The sequence below is a fragment of the Comamonas sp. 26 genome (genome assembly GCF_002754475.1).
GTDB lineage: Bacteria > Pseudomonadota > Gammaproteobacteria > Burkholderiales > Burkholderiaceae_C > Comamonas.
Genome location: NZ_PEFL01000001.1, coordinates 187310 through 206388, shown reverse-complemented (window position 1 = coordinate 206388; position 19079 = coordinate 187310). Strand labels below are relative to the sequence as shown.

The window sequence follows — 19079 nt, the reverse complement described above, 5'->3', positions numbered from 1 at the left end:
CGGCTTTGGCCGCACTTGTTCCTCATACTTCAGAGGCACGCCATCTCAAGCCAACGCTCCATGCGCGTGCGTCTGAAGTCATTGCAAGAGAGAGACTTATGCAGACCATGAATGCCAACCAATCCACTTACGCACTGGACGAACTCGACAAGGAAGCCCGCATGGGCGGACAGGGCGTAGAGACCAGCGCCCGCGAAGTGCGCGTCATCGACATCAGCAACTTTGAAGCGCGCAGGCCGGAAATTGCCGAACAGCTGTGGAGCGCCGCTGTAGACATCGGCTTTTTTCAGGTTTCAGGTCACGGCATTGCGCAGGCCGATATCGATGCGGCGTTTGAGCGTGCGCAGCAGTTCTTTGCCCAGCCCGCAGAAGTGAAGGCGCAATGGCCGCTGGCACGCAATGCCGGCTGGGAGCACAAGGCGCAGATTCGCCCATCCACCAAGACACCGGACCAGAAGGAGTCTTATCAAGTCACACGCCCGCGCATGCAAGGGCTGTGGCCCGGTGAAGAGGAGCTTTCAGGTTTCCAGCAAGCCACACTGGAGTTTGAGCAGCAATGCTGGAAGGTGGGCATGCAGCTGCTGTCTTGCTTTGCCTACAAGCTGGGCTTTGACGAAGACTTCTTTACCCGCGCGCACAACCCAGCAGTGCCCAGCTACCAGAGCACTCTGCGCATGCTGCATTACTTTGCGGTCGACCCGGCATTGAAAGAAGAAACAGGCTTGTGGCGTGCAGGTGCGCATACCGACTTTGATTGCCTGACCCTGCTGTTCCAGCGCGCCCGACAAGGCGGCCTGCAGGTGCTGCCAGGAAAAGAGGCCGAAGCTCAGCAATGGACGCCGGTAGAGCCCGTGGACGGCGTCATCACCTGCAATATCGGTGACATGCTGACGCGCTGGAGCGACGACCAGCTACCCAGCAACTTTCACCGCGTACGCAACCCGCAGCCCCATGAATACCAGGGCTCGCGCTACAGCCTGGCGTTCTTTTGCCAGGCCAACGAAGATGCGGTCATTGAAGGGCCGGGCAAAAAATATCCGCCCATCACAGGGGCGGATTATTTGCGACAGCGCATCTCTGCCAACTTCTCGAATAGGTATTGATCCCCCCTGAGCGGCTGCGCCGCTTCCCCCTGAGGGGGACGACACCTTCGGGGCGGGGCGCCCCTTCCTCGGTATCCCTGGCTTGGGGTCCAGCCCCCCGCCTTTGGCGTGGTGTGATGTGGTCTGAATTGAAACGACAAGGCCCCGGAACTCGGGGCCTTGTCGGTAATCAGGGGCGGCGCAGATCAGCGCAGCGACGCGATGAGATCGATGTACAGCTGCTTGGCTTCATCTGACGAGGTGCCTTCGAGCTTGGCCCAGGCATCCCACTTGGCACGCGCCACCATGTCGGTGAAGCTGGGCTTCTTGGTCTCGTTGTCTCCATCTGTGGCCTGCTTGTACAGTCCATAGATCTTGAGCAGCGTGGCGTTATCAGGGCGCTCGCTGATCGAGGTGGAATTCTTGACGGCTTCTTCAAACGTGGTGTTCAGATCGGACATGAAGGGCCTCCTGGGCTTTGAGTAGTTCAGTGCAGTGTAGCCAAAAATCCATCAAATTAGAACGACCGTTCTTTTTATTTCGCAAAGTGCACAACCACAGAAACGCAGTACGTGCTGAAAGCCAGGTTTGCGCTTCACAGTCACGTCTGCCATGCACGCCAGCCCGGCCTCAGAACACCATGCGCAGACCCATATCAAAGCCCAATGCGCTGCGTGGCTGCATTCCAGGGCTGTTGCTGTAGGCTGGTTGCGGCATGATGACTGGGCTGCTGACGGCCAGCGGCGTCACACCCATCACAGCCGGGTTGTTGTGCCCATTGCTCACACTGATACGTGACACCGTGGTGTACAGTGCCGTGCGTTTGGAGAGGTTGTGCACATAGCCCAGGGCCAGCTTGTTCACCGATGCGTCGCCCGTTCCCTGGCCGTTCTTGAATTGCACCCGCGCCACCGATGCCCTGAGCTGATGGAGCCCGACAGGGATCTGCACACCGGCCAGCAGCCCGTCATAGCGGTCAGTGGCCTGAACATCGCTGCGCGCATTGCGCACCTGCGACCACTCACCCAGAACCTTGACTGGGCCAAAGTTGTACGACCCACCCAGGTTCAATGACTTGATGGTTTCCTTTCGGCCATTGAAAGTACCCAGCATGCTTTCGCCATAACCCAGCGCGATATCGGTGGGGCCACTGGCCCAGCCGATGCGCCCGCCCGCATAGCGGCCACGCCTGGAATCATTTTCTGGAAAGGCATACATCAGCTGACCGTAAACACCGCCCAGCCCTGTTGGCAGGTGGTAGCCAATGGAGTTATTAGCACGCAGATAGTTATCCGTACCTGCCGACAGACCATTGCCCAGCAAGCGCTCGGTCAATGTGCCGGTAGTCTGTGTACTCAGCGCACGGTTAATGGCCAGGTTGCTGCTGACCACGGCCAGCAGATTCACACCCACGCCGTTGACGGTGTAAGGATCAAACGCCCAGTCATTCAGAAACGACGGCGTGTGGTCTCGCCCGAGACGCAGCTCGCCCCAGTTGCCTGTCAGGCTGACGGTGGAACGCCGCCCAAAGTTCAGCGCGCCACCACCCGTATCGTTGGTCACGGGAGCCTCAAGCCACATGCTTGCAGACATTCCGCCTCCCAGATCTTCAACAGCGCGAACGCCCAGACGACTGGCCAGATTGCCTGAGGGCGACAAGGCCCAGACGCCCTGACTTGCGGTTCGGCCGGAGCCATCCCAGGAATTGCTGCGCACCATGTAACGGCTGACGCCCGCATCCATCACGCCGAACAGAGTGACAGATGACTGCGCACTGGCCAGACTGGTGACAGACAGCGCAAAAAAACCCCAGAACTTTCGTGAAATACGCGGCATGTTGTGTCTCCTTTTCGTTATGAATTGGCGGTTTTGATCCGCGAAATCACTCTAAAAAAGGAAGACTTCAGCTCTTGTGCAGTTGATGCCATCCATTGCTTATTTGGTGCCACTCACTCAAGGTGAATTCCCTAGGAATGTCGCCGCATTGCATGAGCACTGTCTTTAAACAAAAAATGCCAGCGCTTTGGGTAAAGCGCTGGCACAGGTCTCTGCAATGGATTTACATGCCTTGCATTTCCACCAAGCGGTTCACGGCACGAGCACGGTAGATCCCATGGTCTTGCGCGACTCCAGCGCGCGATGGGCTTGCGCAGCATCGGCCAGCGCAAACTCTTGCTGAGGCTCGCTGACGATACGACCCGCCAGCACGTGATCGAACAGCTCTGCAGCCATGTCCAGCATATGCGAGCGAGGCTGGATGTAATGCATCATGGCCGGCCTTGTCATCCAGATCGAGCCTTTGGCAGCCAACAGCGAAGAGTCCACGACGACAGGTCCAGAGGATGTGCCATTGCTGACCAATGACCCACGTGACTGCAGACAGTCGAGTGAGTCCATCAGGGTGTCTTTGCCCACCGAGTCATAGACCACTGGAACGCCTTTGCCACCCGTAATGTCCTTGACCCGCTCGACGATGCTTTCGCGCGAAGTCACGATGGTGTGCGTGCACCCGTTCGCCTTGGCCAGTGCGGCTTTTTCATCCGTGCTGACGGTGCCAATCATGGTGACACCCATAGCGCGAGCCCATTGGCAGGCAATCAGGCCGACGCCGCCGGCAGCAGCGTGATAAAGAATGGTCTCGCCGCCCTTGAGCGGATAAACCTGACGAAACAGATACTGCGCAGTCATCCCCTTCATCATGAGCGTGGCTGCACTACGGTCAGAGATACCGTCAGGCAGCGAGATCAGCACTTCAGCCGGCATGACACGCACCTGTGAATAAGCGCCTTGCGGGCCGATCAGATAGCCGACGCGATCACCGACCTGGATGCCCGTCACACCCTGCCCCACCGCCTCGACCACACCCACCGCATCCGAGCCCAGACCATTTGGCAATGCCAGCGGGTAACGCCCGGTGCGAAAGTACACATCGATGAAATTGAGCGCGATATAGGTATGCCGCACACGCGCCTGACCGGGTCCGGGCTCGCCCACTTCAACGGTTTCCAGCCGCAGAACTTCTGGGCCGCCAGTCTCATGAAAGCGGATGGCTTGGGTCATGGAATGCTCCTGTTTTTATCGTTCACAACGAGATGCAGCAAGCGCTGCAAAGCAAAAGTCCGGGCACCCTCAATGACAGGCATGCCCGGACCGAGTAGCAAGCAGATTCAGTTCAGCTTGATGCCAAAGTTCTTGACGATCTCGCCGTTGCGGTTGTATTCCGCCTGCAGCTCCGTAGACAGCTGCTCCAGCGTTCGTTCCTGCTTGATGGGCTCGAAGCCGGTGGACACATAGCGCGCCTGCACCGCTTGGCTGGCATTGACCTTCTGCAGGGTGGCATTGATCTTATCCATCAGCGGCTGAGGTGTCTTGGCTGATGCGAACACGCCCGCCCAGTTGCTGAAATCAAGCTCCGGATAGCCCAGTTCAGCCATCGTCGGAACATTGGGGTAGTCAGGCAGACGGCTCTTGTAAGCCACGGCCAGCAGCTTGACCTTGCCACTGGGCACCAGAGGTTTGGTGGTCACAGAGCCATCGAACATCAGCGGAATCTGGTTGCCCATGACTTGCGCCAGCGCTGGGGAAGAGCCCGGAAACGGCACATGCTGCATGTCCAGCCCTGCCTTCTGATTCAGGATCGCCCCAGCGTACTGCGACGCCGTCCCTTGGCTATAGGAGGCAAAAGAAAGCTGACCCGGGTGGGCCTTCACATAGGCGATGGCCTCCTTGGCATCCTTGGCGGGGAACTGAGGTGACGCAATGAAGACCATGACCGAGCGCGCCATCTGCGAGACGGGCCGGACATCCTTCATGGCATCAAAGCCTCCTTTGAGCACATGGGGCACCTCGGTCAGGATGTTGGTCACCGTCACCAGCAAGGTATTGCCATCGGCAGGCTGCGCGAGCATGTACTTGACCGCCAGTGCGCCACCAGCACCGGGGCGGTTTTCCACCACCACGGGCTGCTTGATCTCATGCGCCAGCTGATCGCTGATGATGCGCGCAAACACATCAATCGTGCCGCCCGGTGGGGCCGGAACAATGAGCTTGATGGGTTTATCGGTAAACGCGAGGGCGCTGCCAACCGGCAAAACGGCAGCCAGAGCCATGGATAAAAGAGCTGGAATGCGTTGCATCATGTGCTCCTTTGAACTCAGGCGACCTTGCGCAGAAAGCCCTGCTGGCCGCCATTGCGGTTGGGGGCAAAGCCGTTCTTCTCCAGCGTTTCTTCCACGCTGTCATAGAACACGCCGATCTGGCACATCTCGCGCGCTTGCTGTGGCGTGGCGATGGGGCGGCTGAACTCCTTGGCAATACGCACCAGCTGCTCGATCTGCGCCACGGTGCCCATTTTTTCCGTGCGGGTCTGGTTCCACAAGTTGTCTTCGGTACCGCAACGCACATGCAAGCCCATGGCAATGCCCATCACGTTGATCGGCAGCACATTGAGCACCGAACTTTCCACCGTCAGCACCGCACCATCGGGCACGGCGCGCACAAAGTGGGCCAGGCTGTAGATATTGGGTGCATCCATGCCACCGCCAATCGCCACCCAGTTCATCACCAGCGGGCCCTTGTAGATGCCGCGACGCATCAAGCGCTCTAAAGATTCGAAGCTATTGATGTTGTAGCACTGGAAGGCGCTCTGGATACCGGCTTCGCTCAGGCGACGAATATGCTCTTCGGCCCATCCGGGCTGAGCCGGCACTGTCATTTCCTTGTAGGCATTAAAGATGGCCGGGTCTTCCATAGAGGTGCCCTGGATGTCGCGCACATCAAACTGCTCCAGCACGTTCATTTGCGAGGTGTTGATGGTCACCGTCACCTGATCGGGCTTGGGGTCCAGCTCGGCCAGCATATGACGCGTGTCATCGCTCAGCCACTTGGCGGCCGCACCGTCGCTCTCTGGCGCAAAACTGATGGATCCTCCCACCTGGATGATCATCTCGGGAACACGGGAACGCACCCCGGCAATCAGCTCATTGAACTTGGACAGACGCTTGCTGCCACGACCATCCAGCTCGCGCACATGCAGATGCAGCACCTGGGCGCCAGCGTTGTAGCAGTCCACCGCTTTCTGAATCTGCTCTTCCATGGTGACCGCGATCTCACCGGGAAAGTCCGATGGCAGCCAGGATGGTGCGTAGGGTGCTGCCGTGATGATCAGGGGTTGCTGGTTTTCGGGGAACAGGTGGCCGTCGAGAAAATTCATGGTGTTGTCTCCGTTGTTATATGAAAGTCATGCTCGCACTCAGAGCCATGCGCACAGCTCTGGATACATCGTTGCCCGGCCAGGCTCTACGCCTTGCCTCTGGCGCTCTTTGATGTTCAGTAGGTCGGCGTGCCGATGATTCCGGCACGTTCCATCTTGCGATGGCTGGGCGGGTAGTCCATCACCGCGTAATGCTGCGTCGCCCGGTTGTCCCAGATGGCAATGCTGTCGGGCTCCCAGCGCCAGCGCACCTGGTATTCCGGAATTGAGGCCTGGTTGATCAGGTACTGCAACAAGCTGGAGGCCCCCTGCGTGAAGTCCTGACCCACACGCACATTGGCGGGTGTGTGAAAGTTGGTGAAATGGGTGGCAAAGCCGCTGACAAACAGCACTTTCTCACCAGTCTCTGGATGCGTGCGCACCACCGGATGCTCTGCGTCTGGAAACTGGGCCTTGAGAGCCAGGCGCTTCTCAATCGGCATCGCCGCACCGAAGGTGCATTCAATGCTGTGGCGTGCCCTCAGTGGTGCAATCACCTCCTTGATATGCGGTGGCAGCATCTCGTAGGCCAGTGCCATATTGGCCCACATGGTGTCGCCGCCAACGGGCGGGCATTCGACACAGCGCAGCACACAGCCCATGGGCGGGACCTCGCGCCAAGTGGCATCACAGTGCCAGGAGTTTTCATAGCGGTCTTTGGACTTGTCCGGTGTCTTGTAGATCTGCACCAGGCCTGGGTGCTCCGGGTCGCTGCCTACCACCGGGTGGTCCTCCAGCTGACCAAAGCGCTGCGCGAAGGCCACATGCTCGCCGCGGCTGATTTTCTGGCGCCGCAGAAACAGTACTTTGTGCTTAAGCAAGGCTGCTTTGATCGCCGAGAAAAGTCCTTCATCGCGTACTGCGTCTGCCAGCTGCACATCAGCCAGTTCCGCACCGATGGCACAGGTCAGAGGGTTTATCCGCATAACTGTCTCCTACACTTTTTTGAATCCAGGCTTTTGCTAGTCTCTGCCGCCCGGTAAGTCCACTGTAGAAAACCTGTGTCACATAGGTTGTGCATTTCATGCCTCACGCTATGCATCTCATGCCAGAATTTCACTGCCTTTTTGCGTGGAGCAGTCATGGTCACTTTTGTGCGTGCGGCATCTCTGACGAATTTTTCAGAACTCCTCAGTGAACTCGGTGGAGACCCAGATGCAGCACTGCGCCGTGCAGGCCTGCGCCCCTCCATGGTGAGCGAGCAAGATCAATTGATTGATGTTCTGGTCGCCGGGCGACTGCTGGAAGATGCAGCCGCTGCGACGGGTTGCACGAATTTCGGGCTGCGCATGGCCCAATCGCGCCAGGTATCCAACTTCGGCATCGTGAGTCTTTTGCTGCTGCACCAGCCAACGCTGCGCAAGGTGCTGAGCACGCTGATCGAGCATGTGCACCTGCTCAATGAATCGCTGATGATTCACATGGATGAGGAGAACGGCGTCGTAGTCCTGCGCGAGGAGTTCACGTTGCCCGAGACTTTTCCTCAATCGATGGAGCTGGCAATTGGCGTGCTGTTTCGCACCTGTAATCTGCTGATGCACGAGCGCTGGCGCCCCCAGCGCGTCTGCTTCAGTCACACCACACCGCGTGATATCAGCTTGCACAAGCAAATGTTCGGCTGCCGTGTGGAGTTTGACGCAGACTTCAACGGGATTGTGTTTCGCACCGAAGACCTTGACGCTCACAACCCCATGGCAGACCCAGTGCTGGTGCGCTATGCCCAATCCATTGTGGATACAACCCAGCAGGGCCGCCAGGCCTCCATCGCCCAGCGCGTGCGCAAGGCGATCTACCTCATGCTGCCCTCAGGCAATGCGACTTGCATCTGCGTGGCTCAAGGCCTGGGGCGCAGCGTGCGGACTTTGCAACGCGAGCTTGACGGTGAAGGTTTCAGCTTTACCGATCTGCTGGTTGAAGTTCGATACGACCTGGCACAACGCTATGTGCGCAACCCGGAGTACTCCGTCGGCCAGATCGCATCCATGCTGGGCTACAACAGCCACAGCGCCTTCACGCGCTGGTTCAGCACGCTCTTTGGCTGCCCGCCCGAAGTCTGGCGTGAAAAAAACCTGCCTCCGGGCAAACTCCAGCGGACGGAAGCAATCAACCGCGCGTAGGCTGCTCCAGCCAGCGCTGGGCCAGCTTGACCCAGAAGGTAGCGCCCAATGGGATCAGCTCGTCATTGAAGTCATAACTGGGGTTGTGCAGCGTGCAGGGGCCGCCGCCGTGGCCCAGCGCGCGGTGATCGCCGTCGCCGTTGGCGATAAAGCAGTAGGCGCCGGGCTTTTCCAGCAGCATGAAGGCAAAGTCTTCCGCGCCCATGGATGGCTCCTGCGGCACCACACCAGCATCGCCCAGAATCTCACGCATCACGTTTTGCGCAAATTCGGCCTCGGGGGCGGTGTTGATGGTGGGCGGGTAGTTGCGCACAAACTCAAACGTGCATTGCGTGCCGTGGGCAGCGCATAGCGATTCGCTGATCTGCTTCATGCGCTGCTCGATCAGGTCCAGCACCTCAAGCGAGAAGGTGCGCACCGTGCCTTGCAGCTCTACGCTGTCGGGCACCACGTTGGTAGCTTCGCCCGCATGAATCATGGTGACGGAGATCACGCCTGCTTCAATCGGCTTTACGTTGCGGCTGACGATGGTCTGAAACGCCATGATGAGCTGGGCCGCCACGGGCACCGGGTCCACCACCATGTGCGGCATGGCGGCGTGACCGCCCTTGCCCCGCACCACGATCTTGAATTCATTGCTGGAGGCCATGGCCGGGCCTGCACCTACGGCCATGGTTCCGGCCTTCATGCCAGGCCAGTTGTGCATGCCATACACGGCCTGCATGGGGAACTGGGTGAACAGGCCGTCATTGACCATCTCACGCGCGCCGCCACCGCCTTCTTCTGCGGGCTGAAAGATGGCGTAGACCGTACCCTCAAAGCTGTCGCGATGGGCCGCCAGATATTGCGCAGCGGCCAGCAGCATGGCCGTGTGGCCGTCGTGACCGCAGGCGTGCATCTTGCCCGCGTGGCGGCTGGCATGTTCAAAAGTGTTGAACTCCTGCATGGGCAAGGCGTCCATATCCGCACGCAGGCCAATGGCGCGGCCATTCTTGCCACCATCGCGGCCGTGGATGATGCCTACCACCCCGGTCTTGCCCAAACCACGATGGGTAGGAATACCCCATTGTTCCAGCTTGTCAGCGACCAGATCGGAGGTGCGAATTTCCTCAAAACACAACTCCGGGTGGGCATGAATATCGCGGCGCAGGGCGGCAATGTCAGGGGCGCTTTTTTGAAGTTCGGGCAGCAGGGCCATGCGCTCTCTCCTTGGGGTCATCATTGGCAAAACAATATGATGACCCAAAGCAAGAGAGGCTGCGCCCACGCTGCATCAAAACCTCAAACTCTCGCCTTGCCGTCGCTTGTAAGCATGGACAGCTCCACAAAACCCGGCTTGCCTGCCTGAGGGCGGAAAGCAATGGGGAAACCAGCAACCTGCTGACCGTTGAGGGCCTCCAGCGCCGCCACCAGACCGTCGCGCTGCAGCCGACCTGCAGCAGCTGCAGACTTCAGCGCCTCACCGACAACGCGGGCGGCCAGATAACCTTCCATGCTCGAGTAATTGGGCTGCAATGACGCACCATTTTTCTGCAGTGCCGCCTGAAACTCTCGCGCCAGAGGATGTGATGTCTTGAATGGCGAGGGCACGACCTGGGTCACCACTACGCCCTCGGCCTCCTTGCCCAAAGCCTGGGCCAGCGCCGAGGTCCCCACAAATGACACGTTGTAGAACTGACCGCCATAGCCGGATTGGCGCGCGGCGCGCACAAAGGCGGCGCTGGCCGCATAAGTGCCCACCTGCACGATCACATCCGCGCCCAGTGGCACCAATGTCTTGATCGCGTTGCCCACATCCTGAGAGTTGCGCTCCACGGTGGCGGCTCCCACGGGCTTGAGGCCCTGGCTTTGCAATGCCTGCGTCACGCCGTCCAGACCCGACTGGCCATAGGCATCGTTTTGATAAAACACCGCGATTTTCTTGAGGCCCAGCGAGACCAGCTGCTTGACCATGAGCGCGGTTTCATCGGCATAGGAGGCGCGCAGATTGAAGACCGTCTGCGCCAGCTTGGGGTCACGCAAAGCGGCGCTACCTGTCAGCGGCGCAATCAGTGGCACCTTGGCTTTTTGCAGCAAGGGCAGTGCAGCCATGCTGGTCGGCGTGCCAAGGTAACCAAACAGGGCCATCACGTTATCGGCCAGAAATTTCTGCGTATTGGCCACACAGCGCTCGGGCTCGTAGCCATCATCCAGCGTGCGCAGCTCTACCAGACGGCGGCCGATGCCGCCCTGGGCATTGAGCTGATCGAAGTACAGCTTGGCACCCTGCGAGAACTGCGTACCCAGCTGTGCTGATGCCCCTGTCAGTGCGCAAGACTGGCCCAGCACGATGGGGCCTGTCGCCTCCTGTGCGTAGCTGTTCACTCCCCAGACTCCTGCGGCCAAGCCTGCCGTGGCAGTCACAAACTGACGACGATTCCACCCCATTTGCATGTCTCGCATTGCTCTCGCTCTCATTACTGGCTGTTCATCGTTACGAGCCTGATCGGCTCATTTTTGGTATGTCGCACTTCAGGTTTTTTGACCTTCATGCGAGCCGCATAATAGGCTGACAAAGCGGTTTGTCCGCGAATTGCTCCCGTTTTCGAGCTCACAACATGCCCCACATCGCTCAAGTACGCGGCGCCTGCCCGCATGACTGCCCGGACACCTGCGCCCTCATCACCACCGTCGCAGACGGCACGGCCATCAAGGTCCAGGGCAACCCAGAGCATGCACACACAGGTGGCGTTCTCTGCGCCAAGGTCAGCAAGTACACAGAGCGCACCTATCACGCAGGCCGCGTGCTGCAGCCGCTCAAGCGCAGCGGCCCCAAGGGCAGCGGCCAGTTCACCCCCGTCAGCTGGGACGAAGCCCTGGCCGACATTGCCCAGCGCCTGCACCACATTGCGCAGCACAACCCCGAGGCGATTCTTCCCTACAGCTACGCAGGCACCATGGGCCTGGTGCAAAGCGAAAGCATGGACCGGCGCTTCTTTCATCAGTTGGGGGCCAGCCTGCTGGATCGCACCATCTGCGCCAGCGCGGGCAGCGAAGCGCTCACCCACACCTATGGCGGCAAGCTGGGCATGCGGGTGGAATTCTTTGCCGAGAGCCAGCTCATCCTGATCTGGGGCAGCAACAGTATTTCCAGCAATCTGCATTTCTGGCGCTATGCGCAAGAGGCCAAGCGCAACGGCGCCAAGCTGATCTGCATAGACCCACGCAAGAGCGAAACCGCCGACAAATGCCACGAACATCTGCAACTGCTGCCCGGCACCGATGCCGCACTGGCACTGGCACTGGCACTGATGCATGAGCTGATCGCCAACAACTGGCTGGATCATGACTACCTGGCGCAATACACGCAAGGCTGGGATGCTCTCAAAGCCAGAGCACTGCAGTGGCCGCCAGAGAGCGCTGCTCAGGTCTGCGGGCTGACGGTGGAGCAGATTCAGTCACTGGCCCGTGACTACGGCACGACCCAACCGGCAGCCATTCGCCTGAACTACGGCATGCAGCGCGTGCGCGGGGGCGGCAATGCGGTGCGGGCCATTGCCTGTATACCCGCCTTGATTGGCGCCTGGCGCAACCGTGCCGGTGGCCTGCTGCTATCAAGTTCAGGCGTATCGCCCTTCAACCGGCCTGCAGTGCAGATGCCACAGTTGCTGGGCCAGCGCAGGCCACGCACGCTGAACATGAGCCAGATTGGCGATGTGCTGCTGCATGAAGGCGATGCCCAATTTGGCCCGCAGGTACAAGCCGTGGTGGTCTACAACAGCAACCCCGTGGCCGTGGCTCCGGAGTCTGCCAAAGTAGCCGCCGGTTTTGAGCGCGAAGACCTGTTCACCGTGGTGCTTGAGCATTTCATGACCGACACGGCCGATTACGCAGACTATGTGCTGCCCGCCACCACCCAGCTCGAGCATTGGGACATTCACGGCAGCTACGGCCACACCGATGTGCTGCTCAACCGCCCCGCCATTGCGCCCGAGGGTCAGGCCCGCAGCAACGGGCAGATCTTCCGCGACCTGGCCTCCCATATGGCCAGACTCGACCCCGCCTTTGCCGCAGCCCATTTTTCAGATTCAGATGAGGCTCTATGCCGCGCAGCTGTTGCGCATACGGCTATTGATTTTGAAGAGTTGATGGAGCGCGGCTTTGCGCATATTCCGCTGCCCGATGCGCCGTTTGCTAAAGGGCACTTTGCCACTCCATCCGGTAAATGCGAGTTTGACAATCCGGCGCTGGCGGCACTGGGCATCAACACCCTGCCCGACTATCTTCCCAATTACGAGCCGCCCACGGCCGAATACCCGCTGGCCATGATCTCGCCGCCCGCGCGCAACTTTCTCAACAGCACGTTTGCCAATGTGGGCAGTCTGGCCCGCATGGAAGATAAGCCCATGCTGGAGATGCACCCTGACGATGCCGCCCTGCGCGGTATTGCCGACGGTGACCGGCTGCGCGTCTTCAATGCTCGTGGCGAGCATGTCTGCCACGCCAGCCTCAACGGCCGCGCACGTCTGGGGCTGGTGGTGGGGCTGGGTATCTGGTGGCGCAAGCAAGGGGCAAACGGCACCAATGTGAACGAGCTGACGCACCAGAAGCTCACCGACATTGGCCGAGCACCCTGCTTTTACGACTGTGCGGTGCAGGTTCAGCGAATAGGGCCGGCCTGACATGCCCCCCATCGTTGTTGACCATGAACCGGTTTCTGGCCCGAAGAACCATAATGAGAATAAATACTCGATGAACATGTGATCGGGGACTGCCCGCCCTGAAGCACAGGAGCAAGACCGCCCTCGCCACTGCGACACACACTGTGAAGAAATCCACCTCCTGGCGCCGCAGCCTTGCGCCCTCCCGGCTTGACCTGCGGCGTCTGATCCTCGCGCTGACCATCGCCAGCGCGCTGATTCCGTTTATCAACACCTTCTACGCCGGCTACCTGGTGCAGCGCCAGCAGTTGATAGACACCACACTGGAAGGCCACCACGCCTACGCGACCAAGCTAGCCAAGAGCACGGACGATTTTCTGCAGTCCGCCCTGCAGCAGCTGGCATACAGCGCCCAGCTCATGGTCCCTCACATGAAGGACCCCGGGTACCTGACCCAGGAAGCCCATCGCCTGCGTCTGCAGACCAAGAGTTTCAACTCCGTCACCATCATAGACCCCACGGGTTATGTGCTGGCCACCTCACCCGAAACCTTGCAAATCAAGGGCAAGACACTGCAAAGCGCAGGGGTGGTGGAAACGCTGACCAAGCGCGGCCCGGTGGTCAGCCAGCCTTATTTGTCCGTCACGGGTAACTACATCGTCTTTATTTCGCAGCCTATTTTTAGCGCTGACGGGCAATACCTGGGTGCAGTGGGCGGCAGCGTCTACCTCAAGGAAGACAATATTCTCGACACGCTGCTGGGCTCGCACTTCTACCAGGACGGCACCTATGTCTATGTGGTGGACAAGAACAAGCACATCATCTACCACCCCGACGGTCATCGCGTAGGCGACAGAGTGATCAATAACGACGTCATCAACTCCGTGATCAAAGGGGAGTCAGGCGCAGCCACCGTATTCAACAGCAAGGGCGTTGAAATGCTGGCGGGCTACGCCATCATTCCCGTCGCCGGCTGGGGGATAGTTGCCCAGCGTCCCAAGACCACTACGCTGGCACCGCTCAACAAGCTGATGCGTGCCGTGCTCTACAAAACGCTGCCCATTGCATTGGTCATGCTGATCGTCATCTGGTGGAGCGCACGCCGTATTGCCAGCCCGCTGCGCCAGCTGGCGAATGGCGCACACGATATGGACAAGCCCGAGACCGCGCAGAACATCCAGGCCGTCAAGTCCTGGTACTTCGAGTCTCATGAGCTGAAAAAAGCCATGCTCAAGGGGCTGAACCTGCTGCAGCGCAACATCACCAAGCTGCGTGAAGACGTGAATACCGACCCACTGACCGGCCTGGGCAACCGTCGCCATCTGGAGGCTGCCGTCACGGCCTTCCGGACACAGGAGCTGTCTTTCTCCGTCATTGCCATCGACATCGATCACTTCAAACGCATCAACGACAGCTTTGGCCATGACACGGGCGACGAAGTGCTTACGCAACTGGCCCACACCATGCGCGATGTCTCGCGCGCGGGCGACGTAGCCTGCCGTGTGGGCGGCGAAGAATTCTTGCTGCTGCTGCCCTGCACTGCGCTGGAGGCCGCGGCCCATGCCGCCGAGCGCCTGCGCCAACTCGTCGAGGAGATGGAGATTCCACAGGTCGGCCGCATCACCATCTCTCTGGGCGTTGCGCAATGGCCAGACAGCGATTCGGACATCAAAACCGTTTTCCTGCAGGCCGACACCATGCTCTATGCCGCCAAACGCAGCGGACGCAACCGGGTAATGGTCAACGAAGCAGGCAGCATGCCGCACAAAACCTGAATCACGCGCGGGAAGTTCTGCTGCCACGATGACCCCAAGGCGTATCCGCAGTGATGGTGGATACGCCTTTTTTATTCATTCTGCGGTTCGAATGCACCAATTTGAATCGAGGTAGCGGACGTGCGTGCTGCCAAGGCCATCAAGTGAGTTGCTGAACCGGCAAACATCCATCAACACTCTCCACATCGAAATAAGGAGCACCCATCGCTTATTCCATCGGCGATGAGTGCCGATTTCATATTCAGTGCAAGGACACACCCGGGCCTGCCTGCGTGCTGCGTCCATTCAAGGACAGAAAATGGTGGACCACGGGCTTGTCAGGTCCCTGGTGGTAGCGCAGCGCTGCAGCCTGCAGGTCGGCATCGGCCTTGGACACACGGCCATGCTGGCGCAGGTGCTCGGCCCAGGATTCGACCAGGAACCACTCGATCACCCGTCCCGGCTCTCCCGTGTGCTCGGCCACGCCCCAGGCATAGGCCCCGTCGCGGCGGCGTTCATGGGCCACCTGCTGCATGGCCTGCAGAAAGGCGGACAGATCCTCGCGGGCAATCCGGTATTCGATCTGGATCATGACCGGGCCGCGGTCGTGGGCCACAGGCTCGGCCAGCAGCGGCTCGGGCCAGTGGTTGGACGGCTGCAGATCGGCCTCGCCGGTGGGCAGCTTGATGCGGTGGAAGACCAGCGACACCAGCACCAGACCCACGGCTCCGATCAGCAGCGTGACCGGCAGGCCCATCTGACCGGCGATCAGGCCCCAGCCCAGGCTGCCCAGCGCCATGGCGCCGTTGAACACCATGAGATAGATCGCCAGGCCTCGGCCGCGCACCCAGTTGGGCAGCACCGCCTGGGCCACACCGTTGAGCGTGGTCAGCGCCAGAATCCAGCCCAAGCCCAGCACCAGCATCAGCGCCACGGCCAGCCACTGGGGTGGAGCCTGGGTCAGCACCGCCATCACGGCCGCCGTGATCACGGAAGCCAGCAGCACCAGACCGTCGGTATCGAGGCGCTTGCGCAGCTTGGGCAGCAGCACGGCGCCCAGGATGGCCCCCGCACCTACGGCCCCCAGCATCACGCCGTAGAAACCGGCCGTACCGCCCAGCATGCGGCGCGCCACCAGGGGCAGCAGGGCCCAGACCGCACTGGCGAACAGGAAGAACACGGCAGCACGCAGCAGCACCACATGCAGCTCGCGGCTGGCACGGGCATAACGCACGCCGGCCCGGAAGGCGCCGAAGAACTGCTCGTTGAGCGCCGAGGCCTCGGCCTTGGGACGTTTCCACCAGATCAGGGCGGCAATCACGAACACATAACTGAGCACATCCAGGCCGTAGGCCGCGGCGGCGCCGAAGCTGGCCAGCAGCAGGCCGCCGGCGGCCGGGCCTATGGCACGGGCGATGTTGATGCCCAGCGAGTTGAGTGCCACGGCGCTCTTGAGTTCGCTGCGCGGCACCAGTTCGGGCACGATGGACTGCCAGGTCGGGCCCATGAGGGCGGCGCCGATGCCGCCCACAAAGGTCAGGGCCACGAGATACTCCACGGTCAGCGTGTTGGTCTGTGCCAGCACCAGCAGCGTGCCGCTCACGGCACCCAGCAGCACCTGCACGCCGATGAGGAAGCGACGACGGTCCAGGATGTCGGACAGCACACCGGCGGGAATGGCCAGCAGGAAGACGGGCAGCGTGGCCGCCGTCTGGATTAGGGCCACGGCCGTGGGGCTGCTGGACAGCTCGGTCACCATCCAGGCGCTGGCCACATCGCGCATGAAGCTGCCGATATTGCCCAGCACCGTGGCGGCCCACAGCACGGCGAAGACGGGGATGGCGAGCGGCGCGAAGCTGCCCGAGGTGTTGTTGGTGGTGGTTTTGTTATCCGGCACGGTGGCCTCCCAGGTCGTGCCAGACGACGAGCAACATGCCGCCAACCAGGCCCAGTGTTCAAAAAATGCATTGGCAGTACGCTGGCGATCGGCCTGCGGCGCTGCCCAGAAGCGGTCGGCCAGAAAGGCCGCGGCCACGGTGAAGGCTGCCAGCGCCAGGGCACCCGCCCAGCGGTACCAGCCCGACACGATCAGCGCCGAGGCGCCCAGCTGCAGCGCGATGGTGGCCGCCGCGATGGGCACGGCCGGCGCCAGGCCGAACTGGCGCATCTCGGCGACCGCGCCGCGGAAGTTGCGGGCCTTGTCCACCCCGCCTTGCAGGTAGGCGGCACACAGACACAGCAGGGCCAGCGACTGCACCCAGGGTGCGGTGGCAGCGGAACGCAGCGCGTCCATGCTCAGACCGCCCAGCAGGCGCAGCCCAGGGCGCCCCAGAAGCCCTTGAGATCGGCCACGGGCAGTTGGCTGCTCCAAGCCGTGGCATGGGCGTGTCCGTGCATGTTGCAGTTGCTGGCGCAGCCGCAGTTTGCCGCCGCATTGCGCATCACGGCTTGCAGCGGCGCGCCTTCCTGCACACCCCAGGCACCATAGCCCTTGAAGGTGCGCACGGGGGACCAGTCGGGCATGGCCAGGGGCGGGGCCGATTCATCGAAGTCGGCGAAGCTGCCGGCGCCGTAGACCACCTTGCCGCCCACCACGGTGAGCAGGGCCGAGGTGTCGGCGATATCGGACTCTGGGCAAGCGAAGAAGTCGCGGTCGGGCACGATCACATCGGCCAACTGGCCCACCTGGATACGGCCCTTCTTGCCCTGTTCGTTGCTGAACCAGGTCACGTTTTCGGTCCACATGCGCAGGGCCTGGTCGCGGGTCAGGCAGTTGCGCTGGGGCGTGAGCTGCAGGCCGCCCAGGGTCTTGCCGGTGACAAGCCAGGACAGCGAGACCCAGGGGTTGTAGCTGGCGACGCGGGTGGCGTCGGTACCGGCGGACACGTTCACGCCCTTTTCCAGCATGCGCTTGACCGGGGGCGTGGCTTCGGCCGCAGCGGCACCGTAGCGCTCGACGAAGTACTCGCCCTGGTAGGCCATGCGGTGCTGCACGGCCACGCCGCCGCCCAGGGCCGCAATGCGATCGATGGACTTTTCGGAGATGGTTTCTGCGTGATCGAAGAACCAGTTCAGGCCGGCCAGGGGGATGTCTTCGTTGACCTTCTCGAACACATTGAGGGCGCGGTCGATAGTCTCGTCGTAGGTGGCGTGCATGCGCCAGGGCCAGCGATTCTGGGCCAGGATGCGCACCACCTCTTCGAGCTCGCCTTCCATGCCGGGGGCCAGCTCGGGCTGTGGCTGGCGGAAGTCCTCGAAGTCGGCGGCCGAGAACACCAGCATCTCGCCCGCGCCGTTGTGGCGGAAGTAGTCCGTGCCCTGCTTGTACTGCGAGGTCGCGGTCCAGCGCAGAAAGTCGTCCTTCTCTTGCTTGGGCTTTTGCGTGAACAGGTTGTAGGCCAGGCGGATGGTGAGCTGGTCGGCATCGGCGAGCTCCTGAATCACGTCGTAGTCGTCGGGGTAGTTCTGCATGCCGCCACCCGCGTCAATGGCGCCGGTCACGCCAAGGCGGTTGAGTTCGCGCATGAAGTGACGCGTGGAATTGACCTGGTAGTCGCGCGGCAGCTTGGGGCCTTTGGCCAGCGTAGCGTAGAGGATGGCCGCATTGGGCTTGGCCAGCAACAGGCCCGTGGGGTTGCCGGCGCTATCGCGCACGATCTCGCCACCGGGAGGCGAAGGCGTGTCCTTGGTATAACCCACTGCGCGCAGGGCAGCAGCATTGAGCAGGGCACGGTCGTACAGGTGCAGGATGAAGACCGGGGTGTCGGGCGCCACGGCGTTCAGCTCGGCCAGCGTGGGCAGGCGCTTTTCCACGAACTGGTGCTCGGTGAAACCACCCACCACGCGCACCCATTGCGGCGCGGGGGTCACATCCACCTGGGCCTTGAGCATGGCCATGGCATCGGCCAGGCTCTTCATACCGTCCCAGCGCAGCTCCATGTTGAAGTTCAGACCACCCCGGATCAGATGCAAGTGGTTGTCGATCAGACCCGGCAGCGCACTGCGCCCGCCCAGATCGATGCGCCGGGTCTGCGGGCTGGCCAGGGGCAGTACTTCGCGGTCGCTGCCAACGGCACTGAAGCGGCCCTGACTCACGGCCACGGCCGTGGCCGTGGGCTTGCTGCGGTCCAGGGTGGTGAAGCGGCCGTTGAACAGGATCAGTTCGGGAGTGGTGAGCTGGGTCATGGATGTCTCTGAAAGTTCAGTGGCGCGAGGAATGCGCCAGATTTCGTAGC

14 protein-coding genes are annotated in these 19079 nt (G+C 61.1%); 4 read left to right on the top strand and 10 right to left on the bottom strand.

Features of this window, described 5'->3' with window-relative positions; all coding sequences use genetic code 11:
• Positions 1 to 107 precede the first annotated feature (107 nt).
• Entirely contained in the window at positions 108 to 1103 is a 996-nt protein-coding gene (locus CLU84_RS00975) for an isopenicillin N synthase family dioxygenase (RefSeq protein WP_369826848.1), read from the top strand.
• A gap of 185 nt (positions 1104 to 1288) precedes the next feature.
• Here the strand turns inward: CLU84_RS00975 and CLU84_RS00970 are convergent, their stop codons facing one another.
• The 6 genes from CLU84_RS00970 to CLU84_RS00945 all read right to left on the bottom strand — a co-directional run bounded on the left by CLU84_RS00970 (position 1289) and on the right by CLU84_RS00945 (position 7259).
• Entirely contained in the window at positions 1289 to 1543 is a 255-nt protein-coding gene (locus CLU84_RS00970; protein WP_099735517.1) for an acyl-CoA-binding protein, read from the bottom strand.
• 169 nt (positions 1544 to 1712) lie between these two features.
• Complete coding sequence (locus CLU84_RS00965) at positions 1713 to 2918, bottom strand: porin (protein ID WP_099735516.1); 1206 nt, start codon at positions 2916 to 2918, stop codon at positions 1713 to 1715.
• A 252-nt stretch (positions 2919 to 3170) separates the two neighbouring features.
• Positions 3171 to 4142: a quinone oxidoreductase gene (locus tag CLU84_RS00960; protein ID WP_099735515.1), complete on the bottom strand. Its 972-nt coding sequence runs from the start codon at positions 4140 to 4142 to the stop codon at positions 3171 to 3173.
• A 107-nt stretch (positions 4143 to 4249) separates the two neighbouring features.
• Entirely contained in the window at positions 4250 to 5218 is a 969-nt protein-coding gene (locus CLU84_RS00955) for a tripartite tricarboxylate transporter substrate binding protein (RefSeq protein WP_099737792.1), read from the bottom strand.
• A 17-nt stretch (positions 5219 to 5235) separates the two neighbouring features.
• Complete coding sequence (locus CLU84_RS00950) at positions 5236 to 6294, bottom strand: 3-keto-5-aminohexanoate cleavage protein (protein WP_099735514.1); 1059 nt, start codon at positions 6292 to 6294, stop codon at positions 5236 to 5238.
• A 116-nt stretch (positions 6295 to 6410) separates the two neighbouring features.
• Positions 6411 to 7259 (bottom strand): TauD/TfdA family dioxygenase, encoded by an 849-nt coding sequence (locus tag CLU84_RS00945; protein ID WP_099735513.1) that lies wholly within the window; start codon positions 7257 to 7259, stop codon positions 6411 to 6413.
• A 156-nt stretch (positions 7260 to 7415) separates the two neighbouring features.
• Here CLU84_RS00945 and CLU84_RS00940 point away from each other — a divergent pair, with 156 nt between their 5' ends.
• Positions 7416 to 8450 (top strand): AraC family transcriptional regulator, encoded by a 1035-nt coding sequence (locus tag CLU84_RS00940; RefSeq protein WP_099735512.1) that lies wholly within the window; start codon positions 7416 to 7418, stop codon positions 8448 to 8450.
• Here the strand turns inward: CLU84_RS00940 and CLU84_RS00935 are convergent.
• A complete protein-coding gene (locus CLU84_RS00935) occupies positions 8437 to 9648 on the bottom strand; it encodes a M20 aminoacylase family protein (RefSeq protein ID WP_099735511.1) in 1212 nt (403 codons plus the stop codon). The genes CLU84_RS00940 and CLU84_RS00935 overlap by 14 nt on opposite strands.
• Positions 9649 to 9731: 83 nt before the next feature.
• Positions 9732 to 10892: an ABC transporter substrate-binding protein gene (locus tag CLU84_RS00930; RefSeq protein ID WP_099735510.1), complete on the bottom strand. Its 1161-nt coding sequence runs from the start codon at positions 10890 to 10892 to the stop codon at positions 9732 to 9734.
• Between the two features lie 155 nt (positions 10893 to 11047).
• Between CLU84_RS00930 and CLU84_RS00925 the strand changes: the two genes are divergently transcribed.
• Positions 11048 to 13111: a molybdopterin-dependent oxidoreductase gene (locus tag CLU84_RS00925; RefSeq protein WP_099735509.1), complete on the top strand. Its 2064-nt coding sequence runs from the start codon at positions 11048 to 11050 to the stop codon at positions 13109 to 13111.
• A gap of 143 nt (positions 13112 to 13254) precedes the next feature.
• Entirely contained in the window at positions 13255 to 14865 is a 1611-nt protein-coding gene (locus CLU84_RS00920; RefSeq protein WP_099735508.1) for a sensor domain-containing diguanylate cyclase, read from the top strand.
• Between the two features lie 241 nt (positions 14866 to 15106).
• On the opposite strand, the gene CLU84_RS00915 is transcribed toward CLU84_RS00920, so the two are convergent.
• On the bottom strand, positions 15107 to 17137 hold the full coding sequence (locus CLU84_RS00915) for an MFS transporter (protein WP_233209895.1): 2031 nt from the start codon (positions 17135 to 17137) through the stop codon (positions 15107 to 15109).
• 2 nt (positions 17138 to 17139) lie between these two features.
• Entirely contained in the window at positions 17140 to 19029 is a 1890-nt protein-coding gene (locus tag CLU84_RS00905) for an amidohydrolase (protein ID WP_099735506.1), read from the bottom strand.
• Positions 19030 to 19079: the final 50 nt, after the last annotated feature.